Annotated in this window: 19 protein-coding genes; 11 read left to right on the forward strand and 8 right to left on the reverse strand. The window is 42.9% G+C overall.

Annotated features, from left to right (window positions below; translation table 11 throughout):
* Positions 1-229 precede the first annotated feature (229 nt).
* From LZF95_RS25570 to LZF95_RS25585, 4 genes are all read left to right on the forward strand, one after another.
* Positions 230-379 (forward strand): hypothetical protein, encoded by a 150-nt coding sequence (locus LZF95_RS25570; protein ID WP_233758295.1) that lies wholly within the window; start codon positions 230-232, stop codon positions 377-379.
* Between the two features lie 495 nt (positions 380-874).
* Positions 875-1,951, forward strand: coding sequence for an RHS repeat-associated core domain-containing protein (locus LZF95_RS25575; protein ID WP_233758297.1), 1,077 nt, complete (start codon positions 875-877; stop codon positions 1,949-1,951).
* Positions 1,932-2,519 carry a hypothetical protein gene (locus tag LZF95_RS25580; protein ID WP_233758299.1) on the forward strand — a complete coding sequence of 196 codons (588 nt, stop codon included), beginning with the start codon at positions 1,932-1,934 and terminating at the stop codon, positions 2,517-2,519. Before LZF95_RS25575 ends, LZF95_RS25580 begins: the two co-directional genes overlap by 20 nt.
* A gap of 26 nt (positions 2,520-2,545) precedes the next feature.
* Positions 2,546-3,373 carry an RHS repeat domain-containing protein gene (locus LZF95_RS25585; protein ID WP_368670799.1) on the forward strand — a complete coding sequence of 276 codons (828 nt, stop codon included), beginning with the start codon at positions 2,546-2,548 and terminating at the stop codon, positions 3,371-3,373.
* 53 nt (positions 3,374-3,426) lie between these two features.
* Here LZF95_RS25585 and LZF95_RS25590 read toward each other — a convergent pair whose 3' ends face one another.
* The 3 genes from LZF95_RS25590 to LZF95_RS25600 all read right to left on the reverse strand — a co-directional run bounded on the left by LZF95_RS25590 (position 3,427) and on the right by LZF95_RS25600 (position 4,818).
* Complete coding sequence (locus tag LZF95_RS25590; protein WP_233758301.1) at positions 3,427-3,903, reverse strand: hypothetical protein; 477 nt, start codon at positions 3,901-3,903, stop codon at positions 3,427-3,429.
* The gene (locus LZF95_RS25595; protein WP_233758302.1) at positions 3,896-4,366 is read right to left on the reverse strand and encodes a hypothetical protein; all 471 of its coding nucleotides are present in this window, start codon (positions 4,364-4,366) and stop codon (positions 3,896-3,898) included. The genes LZF95_RS25590 and LZF95_RS25595 overlap by 8 nt, the downstream gene beginning before the upstream one ends.
* 116 nt (positions 4,367-4,482) lie before the next feature.
* Positions 4,483-4,818 carry a helix-turn-helix domain-containing protein gene (locus LZF95_RS25600; protein ID WP_233758304.1) on the reverse strand — a complete coding sequence of 112 codons (336 nt, stop codon included), beginning with the start codon at positions 4,816-4,818 and terminating at the stop codon, positions 4,483-4,485.
* Positions 4,819-5,021: 203 nt separating this feature from the next.
* Between LZF95_RS25600 and LZF95_RS25605 the strand changes: the two genes are divergently transcribed.
* The 4 genes from LZF95_RS25605 (at position 5,022) to LZF95_RS25620 (ending at position 11,410) form a co-directional block, all read left to right on the forward strand.
* Positions 5,022-6,524: an RHS repeat domain-containing protein gene (locus tag LZF95_RS25605; RefSeq protein WP_233758305.1), complete on the forward strand. Its 1,503-nt coding sequence runs from the start codon at positions 5,022-5,024 to the stop codon at positions 6,522-6,524.
* Positions 6,508-6,867 carry an energy transducer TonB gene (locus tag LZF95_RS25610; RefSeq protein ID WP_233758306.1) on the forward strand — a complete coding sequence of 120 codons (360 nt, stop codon included), beginning with the start codon at positions 6,508-6,510 and terminating at the stop codon, positions 6,865-6,867. Before LZF95_RS25605 ends, LZF95_RS25610 begins: the two co-directional genes overlap by 17 nt.
* A 207-nt stretch (positions 6,868-7,074) precedes the next feature.
* A complete protein-coding gene (locus LZF95_RS25615; protein WP_233758307.1) occupies positions 7,075-8,448 on the forward strand; it encodes a hypothetical protein in 1,374 nt (457 codons plus the stop codon).
* Between the two features lie 589 nt (positions 8,449-9,037).
* Complete coding sequence (locus LZF95_RS25620) at positions 9,038-11,410, forward strand: ABC transporter permease (RefSeq protein WP_233758308.1); 2,373 nt, start codon at positions 9,038-9,040, stop codon at positions 11,408-11,410.
* Between the two features lie 208 nt (positions 11,411-11,618).
* On the opposite strand, the gene LZF95_RS25625 is transcribed toward LZF95_RS25620, so the two are convergent.
* Both LZF95_RS25625 and LZF95_RS25630 read right to left on the reverse strand, forming a co-directional pair.
* Entirely contained in the window at positions 11,619-12,095 is a 477-nt protein-coding gene (locus tag LZF95_RS25625) for a DUF6644 family protein (RefSeq protein WP_233758309.1), read from the reverse strand.
* A gap of 2 nt (positions 12,096-12,097) precedes the next feature.
* The gene (locus LZF95_RS25630) at positions 12,098-12,451 is read right to left on the reverse strand and encodes a DUF6152 family protein (RefSeq protein ID WP_233758310.1); all 354 of its coding nucleotides are present in this window, start codon (positions 12,449-12,451) and stop codon (positions 12,098-12,100) included.
* A 365-nt stretch (positions 12,452-12,816) separates the two neighbouring features.
* Between LZF95_RS25630 and LZF95_RS25635 the strand changes: the two genes are divergently transcribed.
* The 3 genes from LZF95_RS25635 (at position 12,817) to LZF95_RS25645 (ending at position 16,368) form a co-directional block, all read left to right on the forward strand.
* Positions 12,817-13,065: a hypothetical protein gene (locus tag LZF95_RS25635; RefSeq protein ID WP_233758312.1), complete on the forward strand. Its 249-nt coding sequence runs from the start codon at positions 12,817-12,819 to the stop codon at positions 13,063-13,065.
* A gap of 339 nt (positions 13,066-13,404) precedes the next feature.
* A complete protein-coding gene (locus LZF95_RS25640) occupies positions 13,405-13,743 on the forward strand; it encodes a PadR family transcriptional regulator (RefSeq protein WP_233758314.1) in 339 nt (112 codons plus the stop codon).
* A gap of 15 nt (positions 13,744-13,758) precedes the next feature.
* Positions 13,759-16,368: an ABC transporter permease gene (locus LZF95_RS25645; RefSeq protein ID WP_233758315.1), complete on the forward strand. Its 2,610-nt coding sequence runs from the start codon at positions 13,759-13,761 to the stop codon at positions 16,366-16,368.
* Positions 16,369-16,521: 153 nt separating this feature from the next.
* Here LZF95_RS25645 and LZF95_RS25650 read toward each other — a convergent pair whose 3' ends face one another.
* The 3 genes from LZF95_RS25650 to LZF95_RS25660 all read right to left on the reverse strand — a co-directional run bounded on the left by LZF95_RS25650 (position 16,522) and on the right by LZF95_RS25660 (position 18,630).
* The gene (locus tag LZF95_RS25650) at positions 16,522-17,718 is read right to left on the reverse strand and encodes an MFS transporter (RefSeq protein WP_233758323.1); all 1,197 of its coding nucleotides are present in this window, start codon (positions 17,716-17,718) and stop codon (positions 16,522-16,524) included.
* A 2-nt stretch (positions 17,719-17,720) separates the two neighbouring features.
* Positions 17,721-17,987: a rhodanese-like domain-containing protein gene (locus tag LZF95_RS25655; RefSeq protein WP_233758317.1), complete on the reverse strand. Its 267-nt coding sequence runs from the start codon at positions 17,985-17,987 to the stop codon at positions 17,721-17,723.
* Positions 17,988-18,054: 67 nt separating this feature from the next.
* Entirely contained in the window at positions 18,055-18,630 is a 576-nt protein-coding gene (locus LZF95_RS25660) for a Crp/Fnr family transcriptional regulator (RefSeq protein ID WP_233758319.1), read from the reverse strand.
* Between the last annotated feature and the right edge of the window lie 176 nt (positions 18,631-18,806).

Below are 18,806 nucleotides of genomic sequence, written 5' to 3' on the forward strand. Positions count from 1 at the left end.
CGGACAAACATGTCTAAAAGTAATCAAAAACACCCCCAGGACACCCAAAACGACAAGTCTAAAATACTAAAACACTGTTTGTCAGTTAATTATAATGAAATGGGACTGACGACTGTCGAAGTCAGGACAAAGTGAAAGCGAACAGGAATAAATAGCAAAGCCCGGCGATGTCCGGGCTTTTTCTATTTAGCGAAAGCCTGTTTGGTTTTAAAATTCTGAATGTAGGTACGTGAAGGACCATCTGGGGAATGTGCGTCAGGTATTGCGCAGCCCGACTGTACAGACTTTTATGGCCACCATGGAGACGCAGCATGCGGAAACAGAGGAAATGGAGTTTTCCATGGTATCCGCAGACAGACCGAGCCGGAGCGTAATGTGACTGTGGGTGAGGACCGAGCGTTAAGAATCAGTCCAGTGGACTGATTTAGCGAGGGGCCGGCCTGCAGGGGAGGGTGGCCTGGCTGAAAACAAACAGAGAGGCCAGCTTGTAGGGGATGGTAGGCCCTGGCAGGACCCAGGAGATCTATGCGGGGGACAGCTTGAAACTGCAGGTACATGGGAAGTATGTGGAGGAGGCGATCCCGTCAAGAAACTGTCCGGTGGACAGTTTTAGGGTGAGGCCAGGCTGCGGGAAGGCAAAAAGCCAATGCCGCAAGCTTTATGGCAGCCGGGGGCAGGGAAAGACTGGTGGCAGACCTGAACGAACTGGCGGCAAGCAACCTGCGTGCGGGTGGTGCGAACCCGATCGCTTTACTGAACCTGGCGGATATTTTGGCAAAAGACCTTCAAAAGAAAGAAGCCCCGGAGGCCTACCTGATGCCTGTGCGCCGGTGGCGTATATGCACTATACGATCAGGATTCTAACAGATATGAGGTGGGCAAGAAAGTCCTTTCTAAAAACGCGGCAAACCAGCATGAAGTCTTGGAGGAGAATATGTATATTTCCAAGGACGGATATACGCCACGGCGCACAGGTATGGAGACCTTTGTGGTAAACGAAACGGCAGAGGATGTCTGGTTTGACAATATGATGGTGATGAGTGTGAGTTCGGCCATCGTGCAGGAGACACACTATGACCCATGGGGGCTGGAACTGACGGGGTTGGGCTTTCAGCATGGGAGCATGAAGGCGAACAAGTACCTCTATCAGGGCAAAGAGATGATGGATGACCAAAATCTCAATATCTATGATTTCCATGCCCGGGGATATGATCCCGTCATAGGTAGGACTTTGCAGCAAGATCCCCATGCCGAGAATTATTTATCATTGTCGCCGTATAGTTGGGCAGGGAATAATCCAATGTTGTATGTCGACCCTGATGGCATGGATATCAATTTCTATACTTGGGTTCAAAATGGAGAAGAATGGGAGAGGAAGGAAGTAAGCTTTGATCAATTAGATAAAAATATTCAAAAAGCATTGGAGTCATTTGCAAAAACAAATGAGGGAAATGCTTTTTTGGGTCAATTTGCGAAAGCGGGGGATAAAATAGGGAGCGTTGAGTTCAAAGCAGATGGGGAGTTCTCGAAGCATGAAATGGGTTTTGACCAGTTTAGTGCTTCAGGGTATGCTTATGGTACTAGTGGAGATACATATGATGGGAAAAGAATTGGCTTTTATATGAAACTTAATACAGCAAGAAGTAATGAGGACCAAAACCCAGAATCCTATGCAATTACTGCTGGACACGAAGCATTTATTCATTTAGATCAATATACTGAAAATCTGATTAAGGCGGTTCAGAACAATGACGCTAAAGCTTACCGCGCAATAAAAGGAGAGCGTAGAAAGATTGCGAATGATAGAAATGGCGGACCTGAACATGATGGATATATGGAGAACAAGCAAGAATATGCAAGAATGAGAGGATTTGTTAATCAACTGAAAAATCTCTTAAATCCGTCAGAGGTGAACAAACAAATACAGAAACATGACAATCGACTTAAATAGAATAATTAGAATTTTTGTTTGTTTAGGGCTGATTTTGTTCTTTTCATGTTCTAATAAGAATCTACAATATTCCTACGCATATTATTATGGAAAAGATAGCATTCCATCAAGCTATCAAATAAGGAAGCTACAGTATGAAAAAGATTATCGTACTGATCTTACCTTTTCTTCGGAGGATATAGAAGGGCCATTTCAACAAGTGGGTAAGGAAAAGTATGTGTTGACAAAGGATGGATTAGATAAGGTAATTAGAAAGGGTGATTCTATAATTCGAAAGCCATATCTAACAATATTAAATAGAGAGTGTATAGGATTTTCTTATGATAATGGAATGGATGATGTGATGGCGACCTCCCTTTGCTTTTTGGGTCTTGAAGATATAGTAATCGGAGACAGAGAATATAACGATGCCTATAAGTTTAAAAAGGAACAAGGGGGAATTGATGGGGTCGAATCACTCGTGTATTATGATGCTAGCTTCATACTATTGAAAGAAGAGTATGTCTCTGGATACACTGAAGATTATAGAATTGTAAGATTAGATAAATTAATCAAATTTCGAGACTGACCGGGCTTGGTTTTCAATATGGTGGGATCAAGGCAAATAAGTACTTTTACAACGGGAAGGAGCTGATTGAGGACAACGGGCTTCAGTACTACGATTATGGGGCCAGGATGTACGATCCTGCGATAGGGAGGTGGGGAGTGATAGACCCTCTTTCCGAACAGATGCGTAGGCATTCCCCTTACAATTATGCCTTTGACAATCCGATAAGGTTTATTGACCCGGATGGGATGGCTCCGAAAGATTGCTGCCCTGGAATGAGTAACTCTTTTTCGAGGTCTTTGTTAAGCGATAAAGTACAAGGCAAAGTAAGTGCTGCTAATTCCAATAGTTCCAATATGTTTAGTGCTTCGGTCGGTGTCCAAGCCTTTGGTGTCGGCGGTGGTGTGCGATTAGGGCCATTGAATTTGGGGGCAGGTTTTGGTGTAGCTAATGTTAGCGGCTCCGTTGTAAGTTCAGGTGATGGAGGAGTAGATGCTTCCCTTGTGCAATTGGAGGGCTCAGCTTCGGTTTTAGGAGTTGCCGGGGTTTCTGGGAATTTGGATATCGGTACAGCAAATTTGGGTACTTCTGGTGGACAATTGGTAGGAGATGCCAAATTGGCTGAAGGCGAATATGGAGCAGGGTTTGGAGCGGGATATGGTGATGGGGACGGCTCTCATGGAGTTTCTGCAGGTGGAAGCTCTAACGTTGGCCTAATGGCAAAAGTTGGAGTGTTAAATGCAGAGGTTTCAACTAATTTAAAGGCTGTGGGAAATTATATATCAAGTTTTGTTGACATCGCTTCAACAATAATAAGCGATATGGTCAATGAGGTTATTAACCCAGAAGTCAGGGTTCCAGAAGAGAGACGGTAACAATATTTTATTAAAAAACCTTAGGACAAGTTGTGAAAGGCCAAGGACTGCATTTAGTTCTTGGCTTTTTTGCTTATAAATTGCCCCATCTCACTCACATCCTTTATTACTCCCAAAGAAATGAAAATATATTTATTGTCAGTAGTGAATATAAAGTAATCATCATTGATCCTTATTTTGTACAGTGGGGGGAATATAAACGGGATCAGATTGATGGACTTGACTTCCTCCCAATTATACTGTCTGTTGCTTTTTGGGTTGGATACGCTGATTGTTCTATTGTTTACTTTTATGTGTGCAAACTTGTTTTTTATGGAAAAGAAAACCATGAGACTTAAAAGGGACAAAATAAGTAAGATTCCCACTCCTGAGACTGATATATCGCTATTGTTAATGGTTACGATATTTGGCCAAAAGTAGCCTAAAATGGCAGTAGAAGACAAGATTAAAGAGATGTAAAGAAATAAATATTTAAACAGGTGAGAGTAGACATGGTTGCTTTCATATAGAAAATGTTCCTTATTATTCATTGCCTGGTAGGTTTTCAGTGAGCCTATAAGCACTGGCGGCTTCTATTAATTCAGTTTCTAAATTATCATCGTATTGAAAATTCTGTAACTGCCACTTGTTCTTTGGTTTATAATAAATGAACAGATACCGGATAGGTTGTCGGTCATATTTTATTAGGAATGAATATAGGAGATAGTCTTCGCTTATACTTCTTTTGGAAACAACTTCTTGTCCTTGATAATCCCCTAACTGTTTTATTAGTTTAATTAGTTTGTTTTTTACTTCCGAGGTTTGGTTTTGATCAATCCAATCGTTTGTCGAAAAAACAAACTCTAGAGCTTCGCTTGGTCCTTTAGAGTCATAAAGATCAAAAAAGCGCTCGTTTATTTTTTCAGGAGTTAGGGCTTCCTCCGACTGAGAGCTTGCGTTGGTACAACTAGACAGAATAAAGCTTAAAATGATTAAATATAGAATCTGTTTCATGGGTGATAAATTAATGGGTTCGATTAGCGAAGAGGCATATATTATAAGATAAGTTTGAAATTTAGCTTGCAGATTTTTTCTTGAAAGATCTACTTTTTTATTTTTAAATTGGTGATTTACAAAGCAGCAATACTTTGGAGTTTGGATGCTTTGATGAAAGCATCGATAGTGGCAAAAACGTGAGACTTGTTTTCCGGATCCAGATTTTGGATCTCCTTCAGTTTTTTGAGCGTTTCGTTGTCAATGCGCTCGTACTCCCCATCCTTGACCAGGTAATCCAGTATAACGCCGAGCGCATCGGCGATCTTTGCGGCCACGTCAATTGATGGGATGTTTTCACCCCGTTCGTACTTGCCGATGATATCCCCTGAAGTCCCGACGAGCTTTCCCAGGTCTGCCTGCCTGATTTTTTTCTGCTTGCGGGCGAACGCCAATCTGTCTGAAAAAGCCATAAATACCTCGTTTTTGAGAGTTATATGATAGTGATTCACAAGAATACATCACTTGTAGGTGAAATACAATTGCCATATCTCCGTCTGAGCGTAGAATAAGCGTGGGGCTGGATGTATGTCTGTGACTATATCCAAATATCTTGCTGAATTTGTAATTCAAGGAGCCTGGGATAAGCTCCAATGTCCAGTCCTTTACGGCCACCATGGAGACACAGAATGCGGAAACAGAGGAGATGGATTTTTTCATGGTTTCCGAATCCAGGCAAACCGAACCTGAACATAACGTGACGCAGGGAGGAAACAAGGTGGCCTGGCTGAATGCGGGCAGGGGAAGGATGGTAGGCCCCGGAAGAACCCAGGTGATCTTTGCGGGTGACAGCCTGAAGCTGCAGGTTCACGGCAAGTATCTAGAAGACAAGCAACAGAAAGCCAGTGCGGCCAGCTTTATGGCAGCGGGGGGAAAGGAAAGACTAGTGACTGACCTGAACGAGCTGGCGGTTAGTACTCAGCGTACAGGCGGTGCCAATCCTATAGCTTTGCTGAACCTTGCTGATATATTGGCAAAAGACCTTCAAAAGAAAGAAGCTCCGGAGGCCTACCTCATGTATGCACTATACGATCAGGATTCTAACAGATATGAGGTGGGCAAGAAAGTCCTGAGCAAAAACGCGGCAAACCAGCATGAAGTCTTGGAGGAGAATATGTATATTTCCAGGGACGGATATACGCCACGGCGCACAGGTATGGAGACCTTTGTGGTGAACGAGACCTCGGAGGATGTCTGGTTTGACAATATGATGGTGATGAGTGTGAGTTCGGCCATCGTGCAGGAGACGCATTATGACCCTTGGGGATTGGAGCTGACGGGGTTGGGCTTTCAGCATGGGAGCATGAAGGCGAACAAGTACCTCTACAACGGGAAGGAGCTGATTGAGGACAACGGTATCCAGTATTATGATTTTGGTGCAAGGATGTATGATGCTACTATTGGGAGATGGGGTGTAGTGGATCCGCTGGCGGAAAAATATAGCCCAATAAGCTCTTATAATTACGCACTAAACAATCCAATTTCATTTATTGATCCAGACGGAGAGGAAGTTATACCAACTAATTCGGCGGCATTTAAAGCAATTTTAAATACACTTACTGCTGGAGACAAGGCTTATGTTCAATTGGATAAAAACGGAATGCTAAATCGGGATTTAATAAACCAAAGACAATCTGAAAGTGGTAATTTCCAAGCTTTACAAACTTTGGTAAATAGTGATAGAACCACTGAAGTGTCCGTTGCATCAGAATATAAATATAAAGATGATAATGGAGAAATAAAGATAGGTAATTCAAAAGTAAGCTATATTAATGAATTAGAAGAAATGTATCAAGTCTATGGAGGGGCATATTCCAAAGAGCAACTTAAGGAGATGGGATATAAAGATGAAACGCGTCGAAATGGAATGGTTGGAATAACATTGCTCCCGGGTGAGGATTCTCCAAATGGAAACATAATGGTAATTATTGGTGCAGGACAAAAGAAAGAGGATGAAGCAGAAACAACAGCCCACGAAGCATATGGACATGCATATTTCTATGTCGTAGGAAAAGATCCAAATCACGGTCAGAATAGGAATAAGGATAATCAAGAATTGGAAAATCAAATTAAGGAAAGGCAAAAAGAAGCTAAGAAAAATTATGTTGATAATAACTAAAATAGTGTTTTTTCTGTTAATGGTGGTAGGTTGTGCAGCTCAAGAAGTTCCAGCTGAATTTATTGGAGGTCGGGAAAAACTTGATGAGTTCGTGAAAGAAAATATGAAGTGGCCTTTTAAACGAATGGATTACAAGGGGATAGTTTATATCAAATGCACAATTAATGAGAATGGTGAAATTCTAAGTCCAAAAGTGGAGAAGGGCCTATGTGAGAAATGCGATAATGAAGCTTTGAGGTTAGTCAAGACAATGCCTAATTGGAAGCCGTCAAAGAAGAATGGTGAAAACATTTCTTCTGAAGTTATTATTCCTATTGATTTTAGCTTATATGATAATATTTAGGGTCAGATAAATCAAATGAAATCTCCCCCCTCTGGGTGAAGTTTGGTGCACGAACTAGGTGTAGATTGTATCTACACCTTTCTATAAAATAGAATTTGTAATTCGGATAGCTTAGTGGGAAAAAGAATGGGTAGATTTCCGGAAAATAGGTTTCAAATTAACTTTTAAAATGAGCGGAATAGTTGTATTTGATTTGACAAAATAGTTATGCGTAAAGAAATTATTTTCATTGTTTGTTTGATGCTATCATCCTACTTTTTGAAAGCCCAAAACTTACCGGGTGGCATAAATTCAAAATTTCCTGTTTCACCTGTTTCCGGATCATTTCCCAAGCTTCCCACCAAACCCGAAATCCCCTACTTGGAAGAACTCAAACAGATCCAGTCGCTGAAGAAATCCTACGATTCCCTGCAGAGAGAACTCAAAGAACTCAAGGAGATAACCGCTGACAGCACCCAGCGGGACAGCCTTTTTACGCTGACCAAAGAGCGGAGCAGGGAAGTGCTGGAACAGGAAAGCAAAACCCTGGAAAGCCTGATCCAAAGCGAGGATATCCCCGGGGAGGAAATCAAGCATGCGGCAAGAAACACCCTGGAGCGGGTGAATGAATCCAAGGCCAGACTGGAGGATATCAGGCAAGTGGATGAGCTGGAATCCCTGGTGGACCAGAACAATGAAAACCTTAAGGCACTGACCAATGAATGGCTTATGCCCAAAGTAGAAGAACAGCTTACCGGTGTGGTGAAAGAGGGATTTGATCCCAGAAGCGCAAAGCTCCTGGACTTTTACGGTAAAGACGCGTTGGCTGAACTGACAAAAAAAGGATTGCCTTCTGAAGTGCCTTTCGATCAGGCCAAGGAACTTGCCAAGGAGAAGGCAGGGCATATTTCCAATGAATACATCCAAAAGGCAGGAAAGGATTTTTCAAGATTGAAAATCGATTCCCTTGGGAATATAAAGTCTGTTCCATCTGAGCTGAAAAACAAGAAGAAAGAATTTTTTGAGCCAAACAGATTAAAAGGAGTCCCAGCTGTCCACAGGATAGGCATGCTGCTGTGGTATGATCCGCTGACCTCCTTTGGTGACGGGCTGCTGCTGGATTTTGGGCTGTCGTATTCCTTTTCCCAGCAGTTCTCCCTGCTGGGCGGTGGCACCTGGAAAAAGCAGCTTGACGACAAGGAGGAGTTGAGGAGAGAGGGGATTGGAGGCTTTGCGGGAGTTCGTTTCAGCAAGGGCAACTGGTTTGCCCAGGGGACTGTAAACCACAATGAGGTCACCGTCACCAACCCGCCAGGCTATGAGTCCAGGGATTTTGACGGGAAAGCCTGGGCTACCGGTTTCGGGTTGGGAAGAACCATCCCTATGGGCAATACCATACGCTCAGTGGTGATGGGCTCCGTTGATCCCTTTTTTGACAAGAGATCCAGTTTACATAAAAGCAGGGTGCAGCTGAAGATCGGCTTTGAGATAGGTTCCTTCAGGAAGCTCAGGAAAGAAGTGAAGGAGCTGGTTCCGCTGGATGGACTGGAGGAAAAGGGAAATGAAAAGGTGGAGTATTATCTGAAGGACCTGGAAAATTGATGGGTGGGGTTTCCATGGAAACCCCACTGCGGCCTAGTTGGCGAGTCTTCCTGACTGCCCTGCCTACTCTAGTTGGCGGAGTCTTCCTTTGCCCCCGTGAGTGTACCACTCACGGCCTTTCTGGTCGGGTTTATGTTGTTCAGGATTTCTAATCCGATAATTGATTCACAAACGCTGTACACCTCCTCGGGACAATGTTTCGCCTTATCACGATGCATCATGTCCTGCCTGTCCCAATGTTTTAATCTCGAGAACGGAGCGATTTACTGCCGTCCTGAGAAGCCTAAGTGCGCTTCCTTGTTCCGGCGGAACAGGGCTTCAGGGCAAAGAAGATATGCCCCGTCCCAAAAAATCATTCCCCAAGTCCATAAATTCTTTGGGATAAGAAAGATCTAATAGTTGAAATGGTCATTTTAGCTGTATTATCTTTTAGCTTATTACTATTTATAAAGTTGCCCGTCATCGAACGTTTTTGTTCGGAAAGAAAAGAATGGATTAAATGAAACAGTATTATTGTAGCTCTCAGCACTTTTTTCACTGGCACGGAAGTCGATAAACAAGTGACAGGTTTATCTTCTATTCGAATGCTATGCTAAAACATCATCTTATTCTTGTCTATAGAAACCTCCGAAAAGACAAAAGTACTTTTTTGATCAATCTTATCGGGCTTTCCACCGGGCTTGCAAGCGTCATGCTGATCTTTCTCTGGGTAAGGGATGAAATAAGGGTGGATAAATTCCATGAAAATGAAAATAGTCTGGTCGAGGTAATTGAAATTTACGCCGATCCGGAAAAACCGGGAGTGAATAACTATACGGCCGGGATGTTGGCAGAAGTATTGGCAGATGAAATGCCGGAAGTAGAATATGCCGTGCCAACCAGAATCTTGTCAGACAAGAAAACCATTCAGGTAGAGAACCGCTATGTAAAGGCCATTGTACAGTATGCGGGAAAAGACTTTTTCAACGTATTTTCTTACAATCTTGTACAAGGGGATAAAAACCGGGTGCTGGCCGATAAAAATTCTGTCGTGATCTCTGAGGAAATGGCAAGGAAGCTATTTAACACCACAGACAATGTGATCGGTAAAATGATTGAAATACCCCAATACAAGCCTTTTAGGATTTCAGGGGTTTTTGAAGGGACTCCGGTCAATTCTACCGCACAATTTGACGTGATCCTTTCTTTTGAGGAATATAAAGAGGTAAATCCCAATGCGCTGAATTGGAATTACAACATAGCCAATGCCTATCTGGTATTGGACCAGGGAACTGATGTGGGGGAGTTTAATGAAAAAATCGCCCATTTTTTAGAGGGTAAAAGAGATGAGGCCTATACCGGCCATCTTACCCTATCCACCAGTCCTTATTCTGAAGCCTATTTGTACAGCTATGCCCAGTATGAAAACGGCAAACCTAATGGTGGAAGAATAGAATATGTCTGGCTTTTTTCCATTATAGGCTGTTTTGTCTTGGGCATAGCCTGTATCAATTTCATGAACCTTTCCACGGCCAAAGCCTCAGGTAGGTTAAAAGAAGTTGGGATAAAAAAGGCAATAGGCGCGGATAGAAAAACGCTCGTGCTTCAGTATCTGGGGGAGTCTGTCATGATGGCTTTTTTGTCCTTGTGCATTGCTTTGCTTATGGTTCAGCTCTTTTTGCCCCAGTTCAATACGATCACCGGTAAGCTTCTTTCTTTCAGTTTCGATCGGGAGCTACTGATGATTGTATTTGGAGTCACATTGTTGACAGGAATAGTTGCGGGCAGTTATCCGGCCCTATACCTATCCAATTTTAAACCCGTACTCGTATTGAAGGGCAAACTCAATGGTTCAAAGGGCGAAATATGGGCCAGAAAAGGGCTGGTGATATTTCAATTTGCCCTTTCATTGATCTTGATTGTTTCTGTGGTGGTGGTGTATAAGCAGATTGAATTTGTCCAGTCACAAAATCTGGGTTACGACAAAGAAAACATCCTGTATTTTGACATGGAAGGAAAAGTCGAGGAGAATCTTGAAACCTTTATTTCGGAGATGCAGCGGATTGATGGGATTGTGGATGCCTCCAGCATTGGGCAGAGTGTGGTAGGGGGGAGCCAGAATACCTTTGTGATCAATGAGTGGGAAGGGAAAGATCCTGATGTACAGATTCCATTTGAAACGAGACCTGTCAATTACGGCATGATAGAATTGCTCGGGTTGGAAATGAGTGAAGGAAGAGCTTTTTCCAGGGAATTTGGAGCGGAAGATTCGAAAATTATCTTTAATGAAACAGCAATCGAGGTCATGGGGCTGGAAAACCCTATCGGAAAAACCATTTCAATCCAAGGCACCCAACTGGAAATCATCGGGGTGACAAAGGATTTTCATTTTGCTTCACTCCACGAGAAAATAGATCCCCTGTTCTTTGTCCTGCGCCCTACCTGGACGCACAAAATAATGGCGAGAATAGAAGCAGGGAGGGAGCAGGAAACGATTGGGAAATTGAAAGATTTTTATCAGATATATAATCCCGGGTTTTCGTTTGACTTTAAGTTTTTGGATCAAGAATATCAGGCACAATACATAGCAGAACAACGGGTGTCTGTACTTTCCCGGTATTTTGCAGGAATAGCCATCCTGATTTCCTGCTTGGGCTTATTCGGTTTGGCAGCTTATACGGCTGAGAGAAGGGTCAAAGAAATCGGCATCCGTAAGGTTTTGGGCTCCAGTGAATGGAAAATCATACAACTGTTGTCGGGTGATTTCGCCAAAATGGTTTTGGTCGCCATTTTCATTGCATTGCCCTTGAGTTATTATTTGACTTCTAATTGGTTGGGTGGGTTTTACTATAAAATTGACCTACAATGGTGGTACTTTATAGGAGCTGGGGCATTGACCATGGTTATTGCCTTGCTTACGGTAAGTTTCCAATCCATCAAAGCAGCGCTGATGAACCCGGTGGAGAGCCTGAAAAGCGAATAGAGAGTATTTAGTAGCAAGTATTAAGACATAGGATTTAAGATGTTAGAATCAAGAGACAAGAACAAAGAGCCAAGAGTCAAGAAACAAGACAGATTCCTATCTGTAGGTAGGGTCTTGCCTATGCCAGTGTCCTCACTGGCATATTCCAGCAGGAAAGTCCCATTCATCCTTTAAAGGGAATTCCAGGATTATGATCCAAGCATTTAGTTCAATAAGCCAATAAACGCCCGCAGATGATTACGGCAATCCAAACGGCCATGGAGACTAATGCGGGTATTTTAAAGTGCAGTGAATGTCCGGAAGGATTTTCCAAGTCAAACTGCCTTTTAAAAACAAATTTGTGAAATATAAGGGCGTTTAGTGCCGCCGCAATCAGCAATACCATTTTTAACCGGAAAACCGGATCCAAACCCAGTGTTTCCGCATTGGTGATAAATAACAGTAATCCTGAAGGGATCACCAGGATTAACCCGCGCTGAGACCACGGTAAGAGGAAGCGGGACATAGCTGACAAGGGCAGATTTTTGGAAAAACCCAATAGACGAAGATCAAATAAAATCGCAGCGCCTACCAGAAGGACAATACCCAGAATATGGATAATCTCCAAAGCAGGATACATCCATAGGGATTGACGGATTGCCGTCGCCCAAGTTGAATGCTCAAGCCAGTGAAGGTATTCCGACACGATTATCTAAGCTCGTACTTTTTCTTGTCCACGTAAATGGTTTCAGCCCGCATCTCTCCCTTTTCTCTTTTATGCGGGTATGCAATAATTCTTACCGAAGTTCCTTTTTTGATCATTTCCGCAGATAGGCCACGTGCTGTCATACGGCTTGCCGGAGCCAGAATGACCGTCCATGGTTCATTTTGATAGCTTACTTTGGCTATCGTATGGGGATTCTCGAAAGTGGATTCTTCAATGGTGGATTCAAAGTCCAGAACTTTGGTCTGATCATAATTAGACCATCCATGATGCAGGTATCCAAATGAGACGCATAGAATAAATAGGAGCAAGAGAGCGGTGTTTCTTAGGTAGATCATGATCATTTGGAGTTTGATACGACTTAAATTTAAAGAAAAATCCATGTAAGTCATTTATAATCAGTATGTTTTTTGACGATAAGTGATCTGATTGATGTGTGGGATTTATCTATGGATGCCGGAGGTGTTGGAGTTGGGATTCTATACTTTTTCCCTTTTTGGACAAGGGGTTTCAGCTAAACAGCCATGGAGTGGCCAAGAGATACAATGTCTCAATCAATACGAGAAATCGAGCATGATCACGTACGTACGGGAACACACACCGGGATGATTATAAGACCTGCGAGATTCCCTGCCCGACGACAGGCGGGCATGTGACCTATAAAAAGCAAATTAGCAACACATGAAACATAGGATCCAAAGAAATGCTTGCTAGCGTGAAGGGTATGGAGCGTACGTTTGATTATATCTATGGTCTTGGCATGTCGATTGGAGAAAAACACATTTACGGCAATTTTATCTCAATGGATATAGGCAGCAGTATAATCGCCTCTATTCGCAATAAAACAGGGATGACCATTTCAGGCATCATTGGTTCTGTAACGATGAAAAACCATTGCTTTATCATTGATCAGGAAAAGGCGGAAATTTTATTGAAAAGTGAACTGGATTAGCAAATAGCTCACGACCACACTGGTGGCCCATTTATACTTATACTTTACGATCAGTCCTCAATTCGGTAAGTATTCCCAGTTGATAATTAAACAGATTGGATAACAAGAAAGCTCAAATCCTGTGAATCCGGGGTGTTTACTATTGTTTGGAAGAGTTCCTCCGATGCCTCAGCCCACTTCCTTGTTCCGGCGGAGCAGGGCTTCGACACAAATATGATCTGTCCAATTCCAATGGACTCTTATCCAATTTTTAGGTGGGTGAAAAATAAATCCTTATTTATTCTACAAAAGTATAAGATATTTATTACTTTTACTTTCGTAGGACTAATTAAGGCATAGATGAAAGGATCATATTTAGGAGAATTGGAAGAACTGATTCTGTTGACGGTAGGGGTATTATACCCTGAAGCTTATGGTGTTTCTGTGATGGATGAACTTAAGGTTCAGGCAGGCCGGTCTTTGAATATCAGCGCCGTCCATTCCGTGTTGACTCGCCTGGAGGATAAAGGTTATTTGAGATCACATATGGGTGAACCCACAGTGGAGCGGGGGGGGAGAAGGAAGCGGATTTTCACGATCACCGCTGCGGGTAAAAATGTGCTTGAAGAAAGCCAGTCTCTGAGAAATCAGCTTTACGCCATGATTCCAAAACCCGCGTTTGAATTTAAACTTACCTAGGTTAACGTATTCTATATGAGACCAAAACCCCCAAGATGGGCCGATAGGTTCCTTACCTGGTATTGCAGGGAAGATCTCCTTGATGAGATACAAGGTGATATTTACGAGTTATACGAGAGAAATGAGAATAAAAGGGCTGCCAATTGGCAGTTTGTGTGGAATGTCATCCGTTTTTGTAGGATAAAAAACATTAAAAAGAAAAGTTCAAAAACTTATTCAAATACCATTACAGCCGCTATGTTGAAAAACAATCTCACCGTATTTATAAGAAATTTCCGTAAGAATCCCAACCACTCTTTACTGTCGGTTTTTGGCCTGTCCATTGCCTTTAGTTGTACCTTGCTTATAAGCCTCTGGGTGATCAATGAATTTTCCTTTGATAAATTCCACAAGGATTCAGAAAAGCTCTATAAGGTAATCACCCATGTAGAAGCGAACGGTTCATTTCAGACTGAATCTACGGCGGGCTTCAATATGAATGCTGAAAGCATACCCGAAGTGGAAGAGGTTACACATGTTTCAACGGGATCCAGATGGCCGCATGAACTGTGTTTTTGGCCAGAAAACGGAGACGGGGAATGCGTTTATTTTAACGGGGTGTATGCAAGCCCAAGTCTTTTTTCCACATTCTCTTTCCCTGTTCTGAGCGGTGATCCAAATCCCCTGAAAAATGTTGAGCAGATTGCTATTTCGGAGAAAATGGCCAAGACTCTGTATGGCGAAGAAAGTCCCCTGGGGAAAATCATCAATATTGACGGGTCCAAAGAAGTAGCTGTTGCGGCGGTCTTTCAGGATATCCCATCACAGTCTTCCATCAAATTTGATTTTGCGCTTCCTTTTTCTCTCTTGCAGCGGCAATGGGGTATTGGTGACGAATCACTTCAGGCTCAGTTTTTCAGCGCTTACCTGAAAACTTTCTCCAAGGTGCCGGCAAAGCAACTTTCCGGGAAACTCAATCACCCGACAGTCATAGGTGATGAATATCTCTCCAAAAAAATTTCCTATGAAGCGGTTCCATTTACTGACTGGCATCTGAACAACACCTATGAAAATGGGAAGAATGCAGGAGGACGGATTGATTACGTGAGGCTCTTTATACTAATTGCGTTGCTTGTGTTGACGATGGCTGTCATCAATTTTGTGAATCTTTCCACCGCCCGGGCTACCCTAAGAGCAAAAGAAATCGGTGTAAGAAAGGCAATTGGAGCAGCAAGAAGCAGTTTGGTCGCTCAGTTTATGAGTGAATCATTTCTGCTGGTTTTTATTGCATTCCTGCTGGGGATTGCCTGGACGGTACTTGTCCTTCCCCAGTTCAACCATCTGATTGACGATTCCCTGTCCCTGTCTCTGATAGGGGGTGCGAATATGCTTTACTTACTTGCCTTCTTGGTTTTGGTTGCACTCCTTGCGGGATTGTATCCCTCCTTCGTGATGTCTTCCTTCCAATCTGCCAGAATCCTTAAAGGATCGGGAGCAGGTATGTTAAACGGCTCTATGAATATCCGTAAAGTACTGATGACGACTCAGTTGTTTCTCTCAATCGGCATCACTTTATTCAGTACGGTAATTTACTTTCAGTTGGATTTTATCCGCCAGAAGAACCTGGGTTTTGACAGGGAGAATATGATCCGATTAGAGCCTACCTATCGATTGCTCAAAAGCTATGATGCTTTCAAAAGTGAGACGCTTAGGAGCGATGCGGTTACGGACATGACTGCTGCGAATGCAAATCCCATGATTATAGGCAACAATACTATCGCCGTGGATTGGGCAGGGAAATCACCCGATTCCCAGATCAGTTTTCAGACCATTGGAGGCTTGGCCAATTTCAGTGAATTATTCGGGCTGCAAGTGTTGGAAGGAAGACCTTTTTTAGCCGAAAAGCAGACAAAGGACTCGCTTGCCACGGAGGCTTTGATTACAGAGACAGCTGCTGCCTATCTTGGATTTGAAAATCCGATCGGTGAAAAAATAAGAATTCATGATTACCTGGATTGTGAAATCGTAGGGGTTGTAAATGATCTACATACGGCTTCCCTGAAAGAATCCATTCAGCCCCTGATTATTCATAGAATGCCAATTGAATACCTCCCCGGAATATACATTAAATACAAGCCGGGAGAGGCCCAGTCTGCACTTGCGGCTATTTCTGAGTCCTATAAGCTCTTCGAGCCCGATGTCACCCTCAAGTATTGGTTCCAGGATGAGACCTTTGACAATGTTTACAAAACTGAATCCATTGCTTCTAATCTGGTACTGACGTTTTCAGTGATATCTATAGTTATTGCAATTATCGGAATAGTGGGATTGGCTACGTTCAATACCTTGCGGAAAACCAAGGAGATTGGTGTGCGGCGAGTGTTTGGAGCCTCCCAGTTTGAATCTCTTTTGGTGTTGGTAAATGAATTTGTATGGGTCTTGTTACTGGCATTTCTTGTAGCAGTGCCAGTAGCGTGGTTTGCATCGCTAAAATGGTTGAATACCTATGCCTACAAAACGGAAATGCCATGGGTGTCTTTTCTATTGATTATAGTTGGGGCAGTGCTATTGATCCTTGGGATTATCTGGATACAAAGCCAGAAAACAATCGCCACTAATCCTACCAGATCTTTGCGTAGCGAATGATTTGAAATTTCCCAAAAGGCTGATTGGGATCATTTACCGGATGAATGTCTTCGGATGATTTCGGGCTTTATTGTGGAGGCTTGGGAAAATGTGGTTTTAAGTCAGCGGCAAGGAGGTTTTTATTTCAAAAACAGGCTCGCTATATCTGGGGATTCAGTCCATTCTTAGTTTTATCACCAAAGAAGATATCAGGGTGATTAGCCCAATACTAAGTATTGAATTGTCAACCCCAAAAAAGTCGGCTATCAGGCCCGTCAAAATTGCCCCAAATGCATAGCCCAAATCACGCCATAATCTGAATACACCGATGCTGTTGGCACGTTGTTCGGGGTGGGTATAATCTGCGATTGCGGCAAGGAATGTGGGATAGACCACCGCTGTACCCGTCCCTAATAGGATACTCAAAATTGCGAAATGGGTAAATGAGGTAGCAAATATCATGGTGGTGATGGCTATGCCTTGGATGAGCATACCCCAAAACAGCATGGATTTTTTCACCCAGATATCTGCTAGTTTACCGGTGACCAATTGGCCTAATCCCCAAATTATCGGATAAATAGCTGCCATTTTTCCAACCTCCGCCAGACTAAAACCTTTACTTGCCAGGAGTATGGGGAAAAGCCCCCAGATCATCCCATCATTCAGATTGTTGACCAATCCTGCCTGAGTAATAGAGCCAAGGTTAGGATTTGACCAAGTGGTCTCACGAAATACATTGTTTAGCTTTTTGACCTGACTTGCTTTGGTCTCGGAATTGACATGATGGCCCGTGTCCTTTACAAGAAAATAACTGGCTAAAAGACCTGTCACGGCAAATCCTATCCCCAAATAGAAAGGGTAGGGGCGAACCCCATATTCTGAGGCAATCCACCCGGTGAGAAAAGCGACTATACCTACGGCCAAGTAACCTGCTGATTCATTCAATCCCATGGCCAGTCCCCTGTTCCTATCTCCTACCAAATCGATTTTCATCACTACAGTACTTGACCATGTCAATCCCTGGTTTATTCCCAATAAAATATTGGCGCCTATTATCCAGTTCCAGTGGGCCGCATAGATCAGAATAATCGGAACCGGAAGTCCAATAAGCCAACCGGTCACCAATAGGTTCTTTCGCCCCATCCCATTGGCAAATACACCAGTGTAATAGTTGGTAACGGCTTTGGATATTCCGAATACCACAATAAAGGACAGAATAGCAGATTTGGCAGCTATGCCAAAATCGGCTTCTGCAAGCTCCGGCAGAACGGTTCGCTCCAAGCCTATCATGCCGCCAACGAAGCCATTGATGATGACCAGTAATGTGAACTGCTTCCAGTTCTCTTTTAGTCCTAATCTAACTTCCATGATTTTTACGATATGGCAGAACGATTAGCTGTTATGGAACTGGTTTTTTCCCCTGCACAGCCAGTGACCACAGGAATGGATTTATCAAAGTTTACCGACTTTAAAGCCTCAGGATTGTTCTTTTTCAGCGCAGAGTAAGCGTCTAAGTGGATGCTGCCCGGTATTATCCATTCCTCTCTTTCGCTGGTTGGCCTGACATCCAGGACAGTCATTTTTTTGACTGCATCCAGCCAAGCTCTTAATGTGTTGGTCTTGGTTTCTTTTTGTCCCATCGTATTTGATTTATCGATACAAAGGACGGGGTACTTAAAACCAATCTCTTTTACATTTGTTAAATAATCAGGAGATTGCTGCTCTGATGCGGCTAAGGCTAACCTGGGTTATTCCCAGATAGGAGGCGATATGCTTTAAGGGGATTTCCCTGACCACCGCAGGTGATTTTTCAATAAGATCCTGATATCTTTCTTCTGCGGTATGAAATTGCAGACTTTCAAGCCTGTTGATGGTGTCAACATAAGAACGCTCCACGATCTTTCTAAACAGTCTTTCGACCTCATGATATTTCTCAAATAATTCAAAAAGTGGATTTGCCGGTATGGCAATAAATGTTGTATCGCTTATAGCCTGAATGGCTTTGTGGCTAGGTTTCCCTGTAAAGAGGCTTTCAGCCCTGATGATCATGTCGTTTGCGAAGGCAAAGTATTCAGTGACGTCCTTATCCTCTTTAAAATAATTTATCCTCGCAGTTCCTTCTACCACAAAGTAAATGGTTCTGCAAGTCTGGCCAATGGATTGAAGGTTATCGTTTTTTCTGATGTCGACGGTCGAGCACATGTTCTTTATGCCCTCCTTTGCTTCTTCAGAAATCGGGGAGATGTCGGATAAGTAGTTAAGAAATTTGTTGAGCTGTTCCATCAGTATAATTTGAATCGGCTAAGGTTGTCTAATTCCCGGAGTTAAATGTGGATCAGTCCTAAAAGTTGGGGGAATTGACTGAATCGATTTTCTTTGTTGAAAAAAAGAATTGGAAGAAAAGGATTACCTCAGCTTGCTTTTGCCGCATGGCCTGCTTGAATTTTTCAAGGTTACTT

It is taken from the genome of Algoriphagus sp. AGSA1 (assembly GCF_021390545.1).
Lineage (GTDB): Bacteria > Bacteroidota > Bacteroidia > Cytophagales > Cyclobacteriaceae > Algoriphagus.